Annotated in this window: 13 protein-coding genes; 6 read left to right on the top strand and 7 right to left on the bottom strand. The window is 67.5% G+C overall.

Annotation, left to right across the window (positions count from 1 at the left end; all coding sequences use genetic code 11):
* Positions 1-18: 18 nt before the first annotated feature.
* The 4 genes from DL991_RS08685 to DL991_RS08700 all read left to right on the top strand — a co-directional run bounded on the left by DL991_RS08685 (position 19) and on the right by DL991_RS08700 (position 8,358).
* On the top strand, positions 19-2,553 hold the full coding sequence (locus tag DL991_RS08685; RefSeq protein ID WP_125782779.1) for an alpha-L-arabinofuranosidase C-terminal domain-containing protein: 2,535 nt from the start codon (positions 19-21) through the stop codon (positions 2,551-2,553).
* A 2-nt stretch (positions 2,554-2,555) separates the two neighbouring features.
* Positions 2,556-4,013 (top strand): family 43 glycosylhydrolase, encoded by a 1,458-nt coding sequence (locus DL991_RS08690; RefSeq protein ID WP_233598730.1) that lies wholly within the window; start codon positions 2,556-2,558, stop codon positions 4,011-4,013.
* A gap of 22 nt (positions 4,014-4,035) precedes the next feature.
* Complete coding sequence (locus DL991_RS08695) at positions 4,036-7,785, top strand: glycoside hydrolase family 2 TIM barrel-domain containing protein (RefSeq protein ID WP_125782783.1); 3,750 nt, start codon at positions 4,036-4,038, stop codon at positions 7,783-7,785.
* Between the two features lie 168 nt (positions 7,786-7,953).
* Positions 7,954-8,358, top strand: a complete 405-nt coding sequence (locus tag DL991_RS08700; RefSeq protein WP_125685073.1) for a hypothetical protein — start codon at positions 7,954-7,956, stop codon at positions 8,356-8,358.
* On the opposite strand, the gene DL991_RS08705 is transcribed toward DL991_RS08700, so the two are convergent.
* Positions 8,336-8,890: a hypothetical protein gene (locus DL991_RS08705; protein WP_125782785.1), complete on the bottom strand. Its 555-nt coding sequence runs from the start codon at positions 8,888-8,890 to the stop codon at positions 8,336-8,338. The two genes, DL991_RS08700 and DL991_RS08705, sit on opposite strands and share 23 nt — an antisense overlap.
* A gap of 39 nt (positions 8,891-8,929) precedes the next feature.
* On the opposite strand from DL991_RS08705, the gene DL991_RS08710 reads away from it, so the two are divergent.
* Together DL991_RS08710 and DL991_RS08715 are read left to right on the top strand one after the other, a co-directional pair.
* Complete coding sequence (locus tag DL991_RS08710) at positions 8,930-10,276, top strand: MFS transporter (RefSeq protein WP_125782787.1); 1,347 nt, start codon at positions 8,930-8,932, stop codon at positions 10,274-10,276.
* 131 nt (positions 10,277-10,407) lie between these two features.
* A complete protein-coding gene (locus DL991_RS08715) occupies positions 10,408-11,661 on the top strand; it encodes an HNH endonuclease signature motif containing protein (protein WP_125782789.1) in 1,254 nt (417 codons plus the stop codon).
* A 297-nt stretch (positions 11,662-11,958) separates the two neighbouring features.
* Here DL991_RS08715 and DL991_RS08720 read toward each other — a convergent pair whose 3' ends face one another.
* From DL991_RS08720 to DL991_RS08745, 6 genes are all read right to left on the bottom strand, one after another.
* Positions 11,959-12,726, bottom strand: a complete 768-nt coding sequence (locus DL991_RS08720; RefSeq protein ID WP_125782791.1) for an HpcH/HpaI aldolase/citrate lyase family protein — start codon at positions 12,724-12,726, stop codon at positions 11,959-11,961.
* Positions 12,711-13,496 (bottom strand): 2-oxo-hept-4-ene-1,7-dioate hydratase, encoded by a 786-nt coding sequence (gene hpaH, locus DL991_RS08725; protein ID WP_125782793.1) that lies wholly within the window; start codon positions 13,494-13,496, stop codon positions 12,711-12,713. Before hpaH ends, DL991_RS08720 begins: the two co-directional genes overlap by 16 nt.
* Positions 13,497-13,597: 101 nt before the next feature.
* Positions 13,598-14,692 carry a 3,4-dihydroxyphenylacetate 2,3-dioxygenase gene (gene hpaD / locus DL991_RS08730; protein WP_125782795.1) on the bottom strand — a complete coding sequence of 365 codons (1,095 nt, stop codon included), beginning with the start codon at positions 14,690-14,692 and terminating at the stop codon, positions 13,598-13,600.
* Between the two features lie 30 nt (positions 14,693-14,722).
* Positions 14,723-16,228, bottom strand: a complete 1,506-nt coding sequence (gene hpaE / locus DL991_RS08735; RefSeq protein ID WP_125782797.1) for a 5-carboxymethyl-2-hydroxymuconate semialdehyde dehydrogenase — start codon at positions 16,226-16,228, stop codon at positions 14,723-14,725.
* A 13-nt stretch (positions 16,229-16,241) separates the two neighbouring features.
* Complete coding sequence (locus DL991_RS08740; RefSeq protein WP_125782799.1) at positions 16,242-16,913, bottom strand: GntR family transcriptional regulator; 672 nt, start codon at positions 16,911-16,913, stop codon at positions 16,242-16,244.
* Positions 16,895-18,379: a fumarylacetoacetate hydrolase family protein gene (locus DL991_RS08745; protein ID WP_125782801.1), complete on the bottom strand. Its 1,485-nt coding sequence runs from the start codon at positions 18,377-18,379 to the stop codon at positions 16,895-16,897. The genes DL991_RS08740 and DL991_RS08745 overlap by 19 nt, the downstream gene beginning before the upstream one ends.
* Positions 18,380-18,434 lie beyond the last annotated feature (55 nt).

An 18,434-nucleotide genomic window follows, 5' to 3' on the forward strand; every position in this document is an offset into this window, starting at 1 on the left:
GTCGCGAAAGGAAGTGCTGTGCGCAGCAGGTCGATCCGGATCAGTGTGCTGTCCCTGACCATCGCCGCCAGTGTCCTCGTGCCCGTTCAGACCGCTTCGGGCCAGACACCGACGACCGACTACAGCCTCGCCGTGGACGCGGCGGGACGCGGTGCCACGATCGACCGTTCGATGTACGGCGTCTTCTTCGAGGACATCAACCGCGCCGCCGACGGCGGGTTGTACGCGGAGCTCGTGCAGAACCGCTCCTTCGAGTACGACAAGGCCGACAACGCGTCGTACACGCCGTTGACGTCGTGGGCACCCACGTCGATCGACGGGGGAACCGGCACGGCGACGGTGGCCGACGACGACCGGCGGCTCAACGAACGGAACCGCCGCTATCTCAAGCTCGACCTCGCCGGTGGCGAGTACGGCGTCGCGAATTCCGGCTACAACTCGGGGATCCGGGTCGAGAAGGGCAAGCAGTACGACTTCTCGGTGTTCGCCCGGACCGATCGGGCGGCGGGGACGCCGCTCACGGTGGCCGTCACCGATCCGGCGGGCAAGGCGCTCGCCGATCCGCTGCGGGTCCAGGTCGGCGGCGACGGCTGGGTGAAGTACACCGGCAGTGTCCGGGCACGGGAGTCGAGTGCGCTGGGCAGGCTCGCGCTGACCGCGTCCGGCGGCGGGACCCTGCGGCTGGACATGGTGTCGCTGTTCCCGCGCGACACCTACAAGAACCGGCCGAACGGCATGCGGGCCGACCTCGCGGAGAAGATCGCCGCGCTCAAACCCGGTTTCGTACGCTTCCCCGGCGGCTGCCTGGTCAACACCGGCAGCCACCAGGGTTACGAGGCGCCGAACTGGGAACGAAAGCGTTCGTACCAGTGGAAGGACACCATCGGGCCGGTCGAGCAGCGGGCCACGAACGCGAACTTCTGGGGCTACAACCAGACCTACGGCATCGGCTACTACGAGTACTTCCAATTCTCCGAGGACATCGGCGCGATGCCGCTGCCGGTGGTACCGGCGCTGGTCACCGGCTGCGGGCAGAACAAGGCGACCGACGACCCGGCGTTGCTGCGGCGGCACATCCAGGACACCCTCGACCTGATCGAGTTCGCCAACGGCCCGGTCACCTCGGCCTGGGGTAAGAAGCGGGCCGAGATGGGGCATCCGGCGCCGTTCAACCTGACGCATGTCGGCGTCGGCAACGAGGAGAACCTGCCCGACGAGTACTTCGCTCGCTTCACCGAGTTCCGGAAGGCGATCGCGGCGAAATACCCGGGGATCACGGTGATCGGCAACTCGGGACCGGACGACACCGGCGCGACGTTCGACCGGCTGTGGGACCTGAACCGGAACGCGAAGGTCTCGATGGTCGACGAGCATTACTACAACAGTCCGCAGTGGTTCCTCCAGAACAACCAGCGCTACGACACCTACGATCGCAACGGTCCCAAGGTCTTTCTCGGCGAATACGCGTCGCTGGACAACAAGTTCGGCAACGCGCTGGCCGAAGCCGCGTACATGACCGGGCTGGAGCGGAACGCCGACGTCGTCGAGCTCGCGTCGTACGCGCCGCTGCTGGCGAACACCGACTACGTGCAGTGGAAACCGGACATGATCTGGTTCGACAACCAGCGCTCGTGGGGTTCGGCCAGCTACGAGACACAGAAGCTGTTCATGACCAACGTCGGCGACCACCTGGTCCCGAGCAGGGCGTCGGCCACGCCTGCCACCGTCGCGCCGATCTCGGGCGCGATCGGGCTGTCGACCTGGGCGACGAGCGCGGCCTACGACGACGTCAAGGTCACGTCGGCCGACGGTGCGCAGCTGTTCTCGGACGACTTCTCCGGCGACGATTCACGCTGGTCGAAGGTGGCCGGACGGGGTTCCTGGGCGGTGTCGAACGGGGTCTACCTCCAGTCCGACCAGGCCGCGGAGAACACCCTCGTGACCACGGGCGATCCGTCCTGGAGCAACTACGACTTCTCGGTGAAGGCGACGAAGACCGGCGGCAGGGAGGGCTTCCTGGTCGCGTTCGGGGTCAAGGACACCGGTAACAACTACTGGTGGAACCTCGGCGGCTGGAACAACACCGTTTCCGCGGTCGAGAAGACCGAAGGCGGCGGCAAGCAGACCCTGCTCCAGAACGACACCAAGATCGAGACCGGCAAGCAGTACGACCTGCGGGTCGAGGTCCGCGGCCGTCAGGTGACGCTGTTCCTCGACGGGCAGAAGTGGGGTTCGTTCACCGACGACAAGGTCGCCGAACCGTTCCGCCAGGTCGTCACCCGCGACGTCAAGACCGGCGAACTCGTGGTCAAGGTCGTCAACGCCCAGACCTCGGCCGCCCGCACCCGGGTCGATCTCGGCACCCGCGTCCAGCCGGGTTCGACCGCCCGCGTGACGACGTTGCAGGGCTCACCGGACGACGTCAACACCGCTTTCGCCACGCCGATCGCGCCACGCGAGTCGCGGTTCTCCGGCGTGTCGAACAGCTTCACCTACACCTTCCCACCGAATTCCGTGACCTTCCTGCGGTTCCCGGCCCGAGTGAGGGGATGACCATGACGATCGACCGTCGTGACCTGTTCAGAGCGGGTGGCGGCTTGCTGGCCGCCACCGCGGTCGGCAGCCTGGCGCCGGGTACGGCCCAGGCCGCCGAGGCCGCTCCCGCGTCGTTGACCACCCGGAATCCACTGGTCGAGCAGCGCGCCGACCCGTTCATCACCCGGCCGGTGAACGGGATGTACTACCTGACCGGTTCCGTGCCGGAGTACGACCGGATCGTCGTGCGCGGCGCCGCCACGATCGACGGTCTGGCCACCGCCAGGGAGACGACGATCTGGCGACGGCCGTCGTCCGGGAAGATGGGCGGCCACATCTGGGCGCCGGAACTGCACCGCATCGACGGGCGCTGGTACGTCTACTTCGCCGCGGGTGACTCGGACGACGTGTTCCGCATCCGGACGTACGTTCTGGAGTCCACTTCGGACGATCCACGGGCGGGTACCTGGGTGCTGCGCGGGCAGATGGTGACCAAGTGGGACACCTTCACGCTCGACTCGACGACGTTCGAGCATCGCGGCAAACGGTACTTCGCCTGGGCGCAGAGCGAACCCGGGATCGCGACCAACAGCAACGTGTACCTCGCCGAGATGGCCTCACCGCTGGCGATCAAGGGTGATCCCGTCCGGCTCGCGGTGCCCACGCTGCCGTGGGAGATCCAGGGATTCAAGGTCAACGAGGGGCCGGCGGTGATCGTCCGCAACGGGCGGGTGTTCATGACCTACTCGGCGAGCGCCACCGACGCCCGCTACTGCATGGGGCTGCTCACCGCCGACGAACGTTCGGACCTGCTCGACCCGCGGTCCTGGACGAAGTCGCCGCAGCCGGTGTTCACCGCGAACGAGGCGACCCGGCAGTACGGACCGGGGCACAACTCGTTCACCGTCGCCGAGGACGGGTCCGACGTGCTCGTCTACCACGCCCGCGACTACCGCGACATCACCGGCGACCCGCTGTACGACCCGAACCGGCACACGAGGGTCCAACGGCTGTACTGGAACGACGACGGGACACCGAGTTTCGGCGTCCCGGTCGGCAAAGGCGGACCTTGCGTCCGGCTGTCCCCTTTGGACGATCCGGCGTTGTACGTGCGGCACTACGAGTACCGGCTGACGGCGGATGGCAACGTCCGTGAACTCGCCGACTCGCAGTTCCGGATCGTCCCGGGGTTCCGGGGAGCGGGAACCGTCGCACTGCAATCGGTGAACTTCCCGGACCGTTACGTCCGGGTGGTCGACGCCTCGACCGTACGGATCGATCCGTACGACGAGAGCGACGCCTACGGCCGGGCGGCGAGTTTCACCCAGGTGCCGGGCCTTGCCGACCGGCTGGCGGTGTCGTTCCGCCTGCCGGGTGAATCCGCCACCTATTTGGCCCACGACAAGGGAAGGATCTTGGTCTTCCGTCCCGGTACCGCGGTGCGGGATCGTCAACGGGTCAGCTTCCGGCTCAGCTGAACTCACTGGGAGGTTGAACGCAGTGCTGCGAACACGCCCCATCGTCCTGGTCCTGGCGATGCTCGCCGGGACCCTGGTCGCGGCCGGATCACCGGCCGCGGCAGGCGGACCACCCGCCGACGTCCAGTCCTACCTCGACGATCCACGGAAGGTCGCCGAAGGCCAGGAGCCACCGCACGCCTACCTACGCCCGTACGCGGACGTCTCCGCCGCGGCTCGCCGCGAGGAACGCAGTCCCTACACCCAGTCGCTCGACGGCAAGTGGCGGATCGCGATGGCCGACAATCCGTCTCAGGTCCCGGCGGGATTCCACGAGGACGGCTACGACGCGTCGCGCTGGCGCGAAGTATCCGTTCCGCACACCTGGCAGACGGACGGTCTGGACCACCCGATCTTCCGCAACATCGCCACCGAGATCCAGCCCGACGACCCGCCGCGCGTCCCGCGTGACGTCAACCCGACCGGCGCCTACGTCCGCGACTTCACCCTGCCCGCGGACTGGACGGAACGCGAGACCTTCCTGCGCTTCGAGGGTGTCACGTCGGCGTACTTCGTCTGGGTCAACGGGACGTACATCGGCTACGACCAGGGCGGCTACACGCCGGCGGAGTTCGACATCTCCTCCGCGCTGCGCCCTGGCCCGAACCGGATCGCCGTGCAGGTGCACCGCTGGAGCGCGGGCGCCTACCTGGAGGACGTCGACCAGTGGCGGTACTCGGGCATCTTCCGCTCGGTGACCCTGCATTCGGCGCCGGGGACGTTCATCCAGGACGTGGGACTGACGACCGACCTCGACGCGACCTACACCGACGCCACCCTCAAGGCCGCGGTCGAGGTCGCCACCAAACCCGGCGGGACCACGGGCAAGCACCGTGTCGGCCTGAGCCTGCGCGACGCCGCGGGCAAGGAGGCCGGGTCCGCGAGCGGGGAGGTCGAGGCGGGTGGCAAGACCACGCTGAACCTGCCTGTCCGCAACCCGGCCAAGTGGACCGACGAGACGCCGAACCTGTACACGGCCGTCCTCACGTTGACCGCGCCCGACGGTCGCGTCACACACATCACGAGCGAGACGGTCGGGTTCCGGGAGATCGAGATCCGCGACAAACAGTTGCTGGTCAACGGGAAACGGGTGTTGTTCAAGGGCGTCAACCGCGCCGAGACCGACCCCGATCACGGCAGGCACGTGCCCCGGCGCGCGCAGGAGCGCGACGTCGCGCTGATGAAGCAGCTCAACGTCAACGCGGTCCGCACCTCGCACTACCCGTCGGACCCCTACTTCTACGAACTGGCCGACCGGCACGGGCTCTGGATCGACGACGAGATCGACATCGAGACCCACAACCACGAGAACTGCGCTCAATACTGCCAGGCGAACGACCCGGCCTGGCGGGACGCGTTCTTCGACCGCATGATCGGCATGGTCGAACGGGACAAGAACCATCCGAGCGTCTTCCTGTGGGACACCGGTAACGAGGCCGGCCTCGGCGCGCATCACTTCGCGCTGGCGGAATGGCTGGACGCGAACGAACCGACCCGGCCGATCTACCACCAGTCGAACAGCCCGGACGGCGACGCGCCGTTCGCGGACGTGTGGGGGCCGCGGTATCCGTCCCCGGAGAAGTTCGCCGAACAGGCGAAGAACACCACCAAACCGCTGATCTTCGGCGAGTACGCCCACGCCATGGGCAACAGCCTCGGCAACTTCCGGGAGTTCTGGGACACGATCCGGGCGAATCCGCAGACCCAGGGCGGGTTCATCTGGGACTGGGCGGAGCAGAACATCCGGCAGCGGATCCGGATCACGCCCGATGCGTCGGGCAACGACATCTCGGCGCACCTCAGCGGCAAACCGGAGCTGGTCGACGGTCATCGCGGCAAGGCACTGGCGCTGTCCGGACTGGACGATTTCGTCGAGGTCTACCGCGACCGGAAGCTCGACATCACCGGTAAGGCGCTGACCCTCGACGCCTGGGTGAAGCCGGGCAAATGGACCGGTGATTTCCGCATCCTCGGCAAGGGCGATCACCAGTACGCGCTCAAGATGAAGACGCAGGACACGCTGGAGTTCTTCATCCACAGCGGAACGTGGCAGGCGGTGCAGGCCAAGGTGCCCGCCGATTTCTACGGCAACTGGCACCGGGTGAGCGGTACCTACGACGGCACGGCCCTGCGGCTCTATCTCGACGGCAAGGAGGTCGGCAGCAAACCGTTCACCGGCGCGATCGACCCGTCTTCGGCGGAGGTCAACGTCGGCCGCGACTTCGAGACGTCCTGGAACGACCCGTCGAACATCGGCTGGATGGGCCGCGGCGCCGTCGACGACGTCCGTATCTACGACAAGCCACTGTCCGCCGCCGAGCTGTCCGGTGCCGCACCGGCCGGCGGTGCCGTCCTGGCCCTGGACTTCGACAGCGTCACGGACCAGGGGAGCCACCTGTCCTATGGCTCCAGTCTGTCCGGTGTGGACGGTCTGATCGGCACGGATCGTTCGGCGCAGCCGGAGACCGCGCAGATGGCTTGGGCGCATCAGCCGCTCCGGTTCGCCTACTCCGGTGGCACGGTGTCGGTGACCAACGAACGGCAGTTCAAGGGCACCGACGAGCTGAACCTGCGGTGGCGGATCCAGGAAGGCTCCCGGATCGTCGCCCGCGGCGAACAGCCGTTGCGGGTCGGCGCCGGGACGACCGGGCGAGTCGCCGTTCCCGCGCCGCCGAATCCCGCGGATCGCGAGCGCTTCCTCACCGTCGAGGCGGTGACCACCCAGGGCGAGCCCATGCTCGCGCGGGGACATGTCCTGGCGCACGACCAGTTCTCCTTGGGCGGTAAACGGATTCCGGGCCTGGACCGGACGCCGCTCGACGGGAAGGCCGTCGGAGTCGTCGAGGACGCGGGTTCGGTGACGGCGTCGGCGGCGGGGGTCACGTACAAGGTGGACAAGGCGAGCAGTGCGCTGACGTCCATCCGGCATCAGGGCAAGGAACTGCTGACCGCCGGGCCGAAACTCGACGCGTGGCGGGCACCCATCAGCAACGAGACCTTCGCCTGGGGCAGGGCCGAGGGCGAGGACTGGCGCAAAGCCGGCCTGGACCGGTTGAAGACCACGGTCACGGGAGTGCGGGTCGAGAAGGACGGCTCGCGAAGCGTGCGGGTGATCGTCGACAGCCGGGTCGCGGCGCCGGACGTCGCCGGGGCGTGGTTCGACCAGACGATGACCTACACCGTCGACCGGACCGGGACGCTGAGCCTCGGCAACCGCGTCGTGCCGCAGGGGAGCGTGCGCACTCTGCCGTACCTGCCCCGGATCGGCGTCGCACTGGCGGTGCCGGACCGGTATGACCGGTTCGCCTGGTATGGGCGGAAAGCCGAGAGTTACGTCGACCGCAAGGACGGGACGCCGATCGGCGTGCAGTCGAGCACGGTGGACCAGCAGTACGTCGAGTACCACCGGCCGCAGGACCACGGCAACCACACCGACAGCCGATGGGCGCTGCTCACCGACGGCCGGACCGGTGGCCTGCTGGTCGGGGGAGCGAACGACGTCAGCGTGACACCGTTCGACGACCTCGACCGGGCGGCGTATCCGTTCCAGTTGCAGCGCAACAAGGGCTGGTTCACGCTGCACGCGAGCCACGCGGTGACCGGGGTCGGGGACACGCCCAACCCGGTGCGGGAACGCAGCCAGGTTCAGCCCGACAGCACGTACGAGTACACGCTGTCGCTTCGGCCGTTGACCTCGCAGGAAGCGCGAGCGGGGCTGCCGACCGGCGGCTGACCGACCGGGCGGGATCCCTTCACGGCGCGGTGAAGGGATCCCGCGCGGCGAAGAACCGGCCTGTCTTTGGTCCGTGCTGCTTCGTCCGGGTGATGTCGGCACGAGGCACGGTTCGAGACCGTCCGCTCTCGCTAGTCTCGATCTTCGACTGCGAGGGAGATTGAATTCATGGCGGAATGGGCCGATCTGGTCGCGTTCGTACGGCACGAATATCGGGTGGTGAAGGACGAAACGGACGAAATACGCATCCGGTTGTCCTACGGCGACGACGACTACGAAGAGCGGGCCCAGACCGTGGTCATCGCGCGGGAGGTCTTCGATCGCCGCGAGGACTGGGTGCAGATCGCGACACCGTTCGCGCGCGTCGACCAGGTCGACCTCGCTACCGTGCTGACGGAGATCGGCAACACGATCGTCGTCGGCGGACTGGTGGTCATGGGAGAACACCTGGTGCTGCGTCATTCCCTGCCGTTGGTGAACCTCGACATCAACGAGTTCACCGACCCGCTCGAACTCGTCGCGGGTTCGGCGGAGCTGCTGGAGCAGCAGTTCACCGGACGCGACGACTACTGAGCCGCGTGACCTCCTCGAACGAGGTCACGCGCTCGCATTCCTCTTCCGTGAGCTTGTTGATCGCTGCCCGGTACGCCTGCGCTTGAGGCGTACCGGGCAGCTCGCCGCCGAGGAGAAGCGGAAGACCGAGTTCGAAACCGCAGCGGGCCCGCGCACCGTAGCGGTGCCGGGTGCGGGCGACCGCGGTGGCGACGCGGAGCCCGTGCTCGGTGCCCGGCGGCGTGGCGGGCCGGTCGGTCTCGATGGCCGCGAACTGGAAGCCGTTGGCCTGGTCGCATCTCCCGCAGCCGGTGGGCCCCGCGCCGAGCGCGTTGCCGCAGTCTGCGCAGGCCAGCCTGTCGAGGGCGGCGTCGACGACTCGCCATTCGAACGCGGAAGTGTCGGCGACGACCGATTCGGCGAGGTCGTTCTCCGCTTCCGTTCCGGCGGTGACACCGTATTCCTCGAGGAAACGGCGCCAGCGGTCCTCGATGCTCGCTTCGACCTCGGCCAAAGCTTCGGCGGGGGCACCGCCGCGCGGAAGTGCGGTCATGGCAAAACCGTAACCGCGATCGTCATTAAGGTGTGCGCTATGGGGCCGTCGAGATGGGGTGGGCTCGCGGCGCTGCTCGCGGGGTTCTTCGTGCTCCTGCTGGACACGACCATCGTCGCGGTGGCGAGCCCGAGCATTCAAGCCGAGCTGGGCGGGGACGTAGCCGCGTTGTTCTGGGTGACGGCGGGCTACCTGCTCGCGTTTTCTGTTCCGCTGCTGGTCGCCGGCAGGCTAGGAGATCTCTTCGATCCGAAGCGTGTCTACCTTTTCGGCATGGGAGGCTTCGGCGTCGCCTCGGCACTGTGCGGGCTCGCGCCGTCGATCGAATGGCTCATCGCGTTCCGGATCCTGCAAGGCCTGGCGGCGGCCGCGATGTCACCGCAACCACTCACGTTGATCCGACGGCTCTTCGCCGAAGACGAGAGAGGGCGCGCGTTCGGTATCTGGGGTTCGGTGGCGGCGGCCGCCACCTTGCTCGGCCCCATTCTGGGCGGGCTGCTGACGGCGAGCCTGGATTGGCGCTGGATCTTCTGGGTCAACGTGCCGCTCTGCGTCATCGCCGTGGTCATGGGCATCCGCCTGATTCCGGGAAGCTCCGGGAACGCCACACGCTTCGACCTGCTCGGCGCCGCGTTGAGCACGGCCGGTCTCAGCCTTCTCGTGTGGGCCTTGTTGTCCTGGAGCATACTTTCATTGCCCGCGACCGCCCTTGCCGTCGCGTTGCTCGTCGGTTTCTGGTTCCGAGAACGCGGGCAAGGCGCGGACGCCCTCGCGCCCTTGCGGCTCTATCGCTCGTCCGGGTATTCGTCTGCGAGCCTCGCGATGGCGTCGCTCGGCGCGGCGGTCCTCGCGATGGCATTGCCCACCATGCTCTACATCCAAGAGGTGCGCGGTTTCGGCCCGATGGAAGCCGCGATGGTCCTCGCGCCGGACGCCGTCGTCGCGATCCTGTTGTCACCACCGGCGGGCCGCTGGGTCGACCGGGTGGGCGGGCGACGGCCTGCGATACTCGGCATGAGCCTGCTGGCGGTGAGTCTGCTGCTCATCGGGCTGGTAGTGGTGTTGAGCCTGAATCCGTGGTGGATCTCGGTGGGCGCCGCGCTTCTGGGTGCTGCCAACGCTCTGGCGTGGTCACCGCTGTCCGCCATCGCGATGGCGTCCGTCGAACCCGATGCCGCGGGCGGCGCCTCGGGACTGTTCAACACGGTTCGGCAGGTCGGTGCGGTGGCCGGGGTGGCGGTGACCGGCGCGATCCTGGCGGGCCTTGACGCGCGGCCCGTGTTGGCTTTCGGTGTGGTGTTCGGGTTTGTGGGTCTCGTCGCTGCTGGTGGTGTTGCGGCCGCGCTTAGGCTTCCGGAGCGCTCGCCTTCGCAATTAGTCGGCTAATTGCTTTTCGGGCGATTACGCACGCGCAGTCTCGTTTCTCGGCACTATCACCAGTCAGTGGTAAATGCGCTGGCTCATTGTTGCTTAAAATTACGAACGCTTGTTCGATTGGTTTGGGGTATTCTTGAGGGGTGTCCGAGACTGTCCTTCCCGAGTTGCCGCAGGAGTTGTGGCGTGCCGGCAAGCTGGAGCTTGCCCATGGTGTGCAGCAGTCGTTGCAGGTGATCAGGATGGCTACCGCCGGGTTGGGGCGGTATTTGGCGGAGGTCGAGTCTCGGGGTGTCAAAGACTTGTATGGCTATGGCCGTACGGCGAACTGGTTCGCTGATGTGGCGGGGTTGTCGGTGGGTGAGGCGCGTGCGGTGGTGAATCGCGCGATCGCGTTGAACCCGACTCGCGCTTTGGACGGGAACGAAGTTCCTGCTGTCGCGCCCGCTACCGCCGCGGTCGCCGCCGAAGGATTGGTCGGGGATGAGCGGATCGATCAGATCCTGGAGATCCTGAAGAAGCTCCCCGCCGACACCTCGACTGAGGATCGGGCGAGCGCGGAGAAGATCCTCGCCACCCTCGCCCGCGACGCCGGACCCCGCCAACTGATGGACGCCGAAACGAACCTCCTGGCCTGGCTGGATCCCGACGGCAACGAGCCGAAGGATCCCGAACCCGCCCCGCCGCGCCGGGAAATCACCCTGGAGCGCCGCCAAGACGGTTACTGGAAACTGACCGGTCTCCTCGACGACGAGACCGGTGCCCGCACCGCGGCGGCTTTGGAGGCGCATGCGGCGCCGCGGCCGGTCGACGAGTTCGGCCAAGCCGATCTCCGCATGAAATGCGAACGCATGGGAGACGCCTGGGTCGACATCCTCGACTTGGCGATCGCCTGCCCCGACCAACCCGGCACCAGCGGCTACCGCACCCTGCTGCACGTCACGATCGGACTCGACGCACTCAAAACCGGCCTCGGCACCGCCTGCCTCGATTTCGTGGGGACGATGACCGCCCGCGAAGCCCGGCTCGCCGCCTGCGACTGCCTGATGTTGCCGGTCGTGATGAGTGCCGCTGGAGAACCCCTCGACGTGGGACGGCTGCGACGGTTCGTCACCCCCGGCCAGCGGCGTGCGTTGAACATCCGGGATGGCGGATGTGCGTTCCCCGGGTGTCATCGGCGGCCCAAGAACTGCCACGCTCACCATATCCATCACTGGGCAGACGGAGGACCCACCGATCTCCGGAACCTTGTGCTGCTCTGCGGGTTCCACCACCGGCTGATCCATCACGGTGATTGGGAAGTCCGGATGGCGGCCGATGGGTTACCGGAGTTCATCCCACCCCAATACCGAGATCCGCTACAGAAACCCCGGCGCAACACCCTCCACCACGTGTGACCCGAGGAGCCCGCCAGCCACACCGGCGACGGGCCCCTCGCCATGCCCAGCGAACAACACTGGGCCAAGGAAGCGTGGTCTGGCGGCCCTTGCTCAGGCACCTACTCGCAACCTGCGGCGCCCTCGTCTCACGACAGAAAGCTCGCGAGCGCCACGCTGGAGCAGGCGACCCTCCCGAGCGAGGCCCACCTTTGCCTGCTTGAAGTACGTGAAGGACCCCTTGAGGGACCCTGGGTCCCTCAAGGGGTCCTTCACGGAACGACGGCCCAACCTTCGACCGCGGTGGATGCCAAGGCCTTAAGCCTGATGACGCCGCGCGAGCGCCTCCGAACCTTGAGCGAGCAGGGTGACATCGGCACCGACCAGCACGAACGAAGCACCGGCGTCGAGATAGCGCTGGGCCTGTGCGGGGTCGAACGCGTTGACCCCCACCGGTTTCCCCTGAGCACGGACGGCCTCGAAGGTGCTCAGCACGGCTGCTGTGACGTCGGGGTGGGTCTGCTGCCCGAGCAGACCCATCGAGGCGGCCAGATCGGACGGGCCGACGAACACCCCGTCGACGCCGTCGACAGCGGCGATCCCGGCGGCTGCCGCGACACCTGCCGTCGACTCGATCTGGACGAACAGTGACGTGAGCTCCTCGGCCTTCAGGAGGTAGTCCTCGACCCGGTTCCAGCGCGCCGACCGGGACAAAGCACTGCCGACACCGCGTACGCCACGCGGCGGATAGCGGACGGCCCGCATCACGGCCTCCGCCTCCTCCGCGCTGTCGACCATGGGCACCAGCAGGTTCTGCGCGCCCAGGTCGAGCAGCTGCTTGAGCGCGACCGCGTCACCGGACGGGGCGCGCACCATCGGCGTGATGGGATACGCGGCGATCGTTTGAAGCAACGCTTGCACCGTTTCGAGTCCGGCGGGGGAGTGCTCGGTGTCGATGAGCAGCCAGTCGAGTCCGGAGCCCGCGCAGATCTCCGCGACGACCGGGCTTCCCGACGTGACCCACATGCCGATCCGCGGTCGCTCGGCCAACTGATCCCGGAACGGCGGGTCTAGACGAAGCGGCATGTGATCGCCCCCAGGTCCCGGTAGTCGGCGGTCACGGTGTCGCCGGGGTGCACCCACATCGGCCGCGTGAACGAGCCTGCCAGCACGATGTCGCCCGGATCCAGTTTGTCGCCGTGCTGGGCGAGTTTGTTCGCCAGCCAGGCGACACCGTTCGCGGGGTGGTTCAGCACCGCGGCGGCGACGCCGGATTCCTCGATGGTTTCGTTGCGGTACAACAGCGCCGAAACCCACCGCAGGTCGACGGCGTCCACGGCGACCGGGTTGCCGCCGTAGACCATCCCGCCCATCGCGGCGTTGTCGCTGATCGTGTCCACGATTGTCCGTCCCGCCATTTCGATGCGCGACGACAGGATCTCCAGCGCGGGCACGACGTACTCGGTCGCGCGCAGTACGTCGAACACCGTGGTGCCCGGTCCAGCGAGGGAATCACGCAGTACGAAGGCCAGTTCGACCTCGATGCGCACGTTCGAGAACCGGCTGTGTTCGATCACGGAACCGTTCTCGAACACCATGTCCGCGAAGATGGCGCCGTAGTCGGGTTCCGTGATCCCGGTGGCGGCCTGCATGACCTTCGACGTGAGCCCGATCTTGCGCCCGACCGGACGTCGTCCCGCCGCGATACCCCGGCGCCGCCATTCGTTCTGCACGGCGTACGAGTCCTCGACGGTCATGTCCGGATAGCGCGCCGTCAGCAGTGGGATCGTCTCCCGGGCCTCCTCCGCGGCCGCCAGTTCGTCGGCGATCGCGGTGATCTTCTCCTGTTCGAGCATGTCCCCGCCTTATTGTCTGCTGGTGAACCCGCCATTGCGATCGAGCGGGTTCACGCGTTCGGTCGCCTTTCAGATACATCCGCAGCTCCGCCAACCGGCACTCAGAGCTGGTTGCCGAGTTTGTACTCGCCCTGTTTCCAGGCCGGCAGTTCGCCTTCGTCGTCACCTTTGCGGGTGTAGGAGAAGCCGTCGGCGCCGATGGTGACTTCCAGTTCGGTTTCCTCGGTCCTCGCGGCCACCGGTTGCGGTTTGCCGTCGAGGTCGAGTACGAGGGAGGCGTCGGTGTACCAGGACGGGACCACCGGCGTGCCCCACCAGTCGCGGCGCTGGTTGTCGTGCACGTCCCAGGTGACGACCGGGTTGTCGGGATCGCCGGTGTAGTAGTCCTGGGTGTAGATCTCGACGCGGTGCCCGTCCGGGTCGCGCAGGTACAGGTAGAACGCGTTCGAGACGCCGTGCCTGCCGGGGCCGCGTTCGATGTGGTCCGACATCCGCAGCGAGCCGAGTTTGTCGCAAATGGACAGGATGTTGTGCTTCTCGTGCGTGGCGAAGGCGACGTGGTGCATCCGCGGCCCGTCGCCGCCGGTCATCGCGGTGTCGTGCACGGTGGGCTTGCGCCGCATCCAGGCCGCGTAAGTGACGCCTTGGCCGTCTTGGATGTCTTCGGTGACACGGAAGTTGAGGTCTTCCATGTGCTTCACCGCGAGCGGGACGTCCGGGGTGACCTGGTTGAAGTGGTCGAGCCGGACCAGCGCGCCCGGAACGTGCAGGTCGTAGCGCCAGCTGAGCCTGTCGACGTGCTGCACGTCGTGGAAGAACTCGAGCGGGAAGCCGAGCGGGTCCTGCACCCGCACCGAATCGCCGATGCCTTTGGTGAACCCGCTTTCGTTGCGCTCGACCCGGCAGCCCAGTTCCGTGTAGAACGCGACGGCCTTGTCCAGGTCCTCCGGTGACCGCACCCGGTAGGAGAACGCCGCGACCGCGGCGACCGGACCCTCGCGCAGCACGAGGTTGTGATGGATGAACTCGTCGATCGTGCGGAGGCTGACCGTCGTGTCGTCCTCTTCGGTCACCGTCAGTCCGAGGACGTCGGCGTAGAAGGCGCGCGAACGCGCCAGATCGGTGACGACGAGTTCCATGTACGCGCAGCGCAGGACGTCCGGCGGCGGCGATTTCGGGGTGGGGATCGGCTTCATTGCGTCATCCTTTGTGGACGGGGAACGGGGTCAGCCCTTGCCGAAGGCGGGGTTGTGCACCTCGCCGAGATTGATGTGCACCGCCTGCTGGTCGGTGTAGAAGTCGATCGAGCGGTAACCGCCCTCGTGCCCCAGTCCGGACGCCTTGACCCCGCCGAAGGGGGTTCGCAGGTCACGGACGTTGTTCGAGTTGAGCCACACCATGCCCGCCTCGACGGACTGCGCGAAGTTGTGCGCCCGCTTGAGATCGTTGGTCCAGACGTAGGCCGCGAGCCCGTACTTCGTGTTGTTCGCGAGCTCCAGCGCCTCTTCTTCGGTGTCGAACGGCGTGATCGCGACGACCGGGCCGAAGATCTCCTCCTGGAAGATCCGGGCATCCGGTTTGACGTCGGCGAACACCGTGGGAGCCACGTAGTTCCCGGTCGGGAAGCCATCGGGGCGGCCGCCGCCGGCGACCAGCCTGGCCTCGGTCTTCCCGATCTCGATGTACTTCATGACCTTTTCGTAGTGCTCGGGGTGCACCAGCGCGCCGACCTCGGTCTCGGGGTCGCTCGGGTGGCCCACCACGACACGTTCGGCCTGCGCGGCGTAGCGCTCGACGAACTCGTCGTAGATCGCGCGCTCGACCAGGATCCGGCTGCCCGCAGTGCAGCGTTCGCCGTTGAGGGAGAACACGCCGAAGATCGTCGCGTCGATCGCGGTCTCCAGATCGGCGTCGGCGAAGACGATGGCGGGGGACTTGCCGCCCAGCTCCATCGACAGTCCTTTGAGGAACGGCGCGGCGTTGCCGAAGATCAGGCTGCCGGTGCCGCTCTCGCCGGTGAACGAGATCAGCGGGACGTCCGGGTGCTTCACCAGCGCGTCGCCGGCGTCCTCACCGAAGCCGTTGACGAGGTTGAACACGCCCTGCGGGAGCCCGGCCTCCTCGAAGATCTCTGCCCACAGCGACGCGGAGAGCGGCGTGAACTCGGCGGGTTTGAGCACGACGGTGTTGCCGGTCGCCAGCGCGGGGGCGAGTTTCCACGACTCCAGCATGAACGGGGTGTTCCACGGCGTGATCAGCCCGGCGACACCGATCGGCTTGCGGTTGACGTAGTTGATCTGGCGGCCGGGCACCTTGTAGGTGTCGTCGGCCTGCGCGACGATCAGGTCGGCGAAGAACCGGAAGTTCTCCGCGGCCCGGCGAGCCTGCCCCAGCGCCTGTGAGATCGGCAGGCCCGAGTCGAAGCTCTCCAGTGCCGCGAGCCGCTTGTCCCGCGACTCGACGAGATCCGCGATGCGGTTCAGCACTCGGGAACGCTCGCGCGGCAGCAGCTTCGGCCAAGGGCCCTCGGTGAACGCCTTCCGCGCGGCGGCGACGGCGCGGTCGATGTCGGCCTTCTTGCCGGCGGCGGCCTGGACGTAGACCTCGTTGGTCACCGGGTCGAGTACGTCGAAAACGGCACCGTCGGCCGAGTCGGCGAGTTCGCCGCCGATGTAGTGCCGGATCCGCTCCGGGACGCCGTCCGGGATCGGCCGGGGAGTCGTGCTGGTCAAGAGTCCTCCTCAGTCAGCGTTTCGCGCGCTCTCGCGCGTCCAAAAAGGCCTGCATGGTGGCCCAGCGGTGATTGCGCGCGGCGAATTCGATGTCGAGCGGGTCGGCTTTCTCGGAGATCAGCCGGAGGATCTGTTCGTGTTCTTCGACCGACCGGTGCGCGCGGTCGGGAACGAACGCGAAGGTCGAGTCGCGCAGTCCGGACAGCCGGGTCCAGCCCTGGTGCACGAGGTCGAGGATCTGCGGGTTGGGGCAGCATTCGAACAGGAGCGAGTGGAACTGCTGGTTCAACGCGGTGAACTCGTGCGCGTCGAAGTGGTCCAGCAGCGCGATCATGCGCTCGTTCACGCGGCGGGCCCGCGCGAGGTTCTCTTCGGAGAGTTGCGGCGCGGACAGCGCGGTGGCGACCCCTTCGACCACGCCGAGGGTCTGCATCGCGTGGACGTACTCGTTCTGGTCCACCATCGCCACGCGCGCGCCGACGTTGCGCTCGAAGGTCACCAGCCGTTCGGCCTCGAGCCGCCGGATCGCCTCGCGCACCGGGACGACGCTCATGTCGAGCGCGCCGGCGATCTCGGCGAGGACGAGCCGGTAACCGGGGCCGTACTCGTGCCGGGCGATCCGCTCACGCAGCCACTCGTAGGCGAGTTCGGATTTGCTGGTCGTCTTCACTGCTTCTTCTGCCATGCCTCATACCTTTCCCGCCACAACGGGTTCAGCGGGAAGAGCCCCTCGATCGGGCGGCCCTGGCCGACCTGCTCGGCGATCCACGCGTCTTCGTCCTCCTGGACGAGCGTCGCGTCGACGACCTCCTCGGCCAGTGACGGCGGGATGACGACCACGCCGTCGTCGTCGCCGACGATGATGTCGCCGGGCAGCACGGTGGCGCCGCCGCAGGCGACCGCGACGTCGGTGTCCCACGGCACGTGCTTGCGGCCGAGGACGGCCGGATGCGGGCCCTGCGAGAACACCGGAAGGCCGGTGGCGGCGACGGCCTCGAAGTCGCGGACCCCGCCGTCGGTGATCACGCCTGCCGCTCCGAGGTAGCGTGCCCGCAACGCCAGGACGTCCCCGAGTGTCCCGGAACCCTTGTCGCCGCGGGCTTCGATGACGATCACCTCGCCGTCGCCGACCGAGTCGAAGAGGCGTTTCTGTGCGTTGTAACCGCCGCCGTGGGATTTGAAGAGGTCTTCACGGTTCGGGACGAAGCGCAAGGTCCTCGCCGTGCCGACGACCTTCGAGCCGGGCAGATTGGGGCGCACGCCATCGATCGCGACGTTGTTCAGCCCGCGTTTGCGCAGTTGGGCGGACAAGCCCGCGACAGGCGCGCGCAGCAGTTTGGCGCGCAGGGCTTCGCTGAGCGCCTGCGTTTCCTGTTCCGGTGACTCCTCTGCGGGAGTGCCCCAAGCCTCGGCACGCTGCTTGTCGTCGACCTCGGGCAGGCTGCCGATGTCCGAAAAGGACCGGATCCCCTGGGTGACCGTGGTGTGCAGCCGTCCGCTGCTGGCGGAGGTGCCGGGGACGTCCACTTCGACCACGACGACGTCGCCGGGGGAGACCACCGTCGATCCCGCGGGGGTGCCGGTGAGGATGACGTCGCCCGGTTCGAGCGTGAAGTGCTGGGAGAGGTCGGAAACGAACTGTCGCAACGGGAACAGCAGTCCGGCCGTGGTGTCCTCCTGCACCAGGTCGCCGTTCACCCAGGTGCGGATGCGCAGCGACGAGGGATCGATGTCGCGCGCGTCGATGAGGCCGGGACCGAGCGGGGTGTAGCCGTCACCGCCCTTGGACCGGACGTTGGAGCCCTTGTCCGCCGCGCGCAGGTCGTAGAGGCCGAAGTCGTTCGCGGCGGTGACCGCGGCGACGTGGTGCCACGCCTTGTCGGGCTTGACCCACCGGGCCGTGGTGCCGATGACCAGCGCGATCTCGCCCTCGAAGGCCAGCAGCTCGGTCCCCGCGGGACGTTCGACGGTGCCGCCTGACGTACCGATCGAACTCGACGGCTTGAAGAAGTACGACGGGGTCGCCGGACGCCGCCCGCGCTGTGCGGCCCGTGACGTGTAGCTGAGATGGACGGCGATGATCTTGCCCGGCCGGGTGTCCAGCGGACCGGACGCGCGGCCGGAAGGCGCTGATGCCTCGTAAGTGCCCATGTTCCCCTGAATCCTCGACCCTTGCTTCGTATCTAATAACGTATATGATTCCGTG

Origin of the sequence: Amycolatopsis sp. WAC 01375, from assembly GCF_003947325.1 — a bacterium.
In the GTDB taxonomy this organism is placed as follows: domain Bacteria; phylum Actinomycetota; class Actinomycetes; order Mycobacteriales; family Pseudonocardiaceae; genus Amycolatopsis.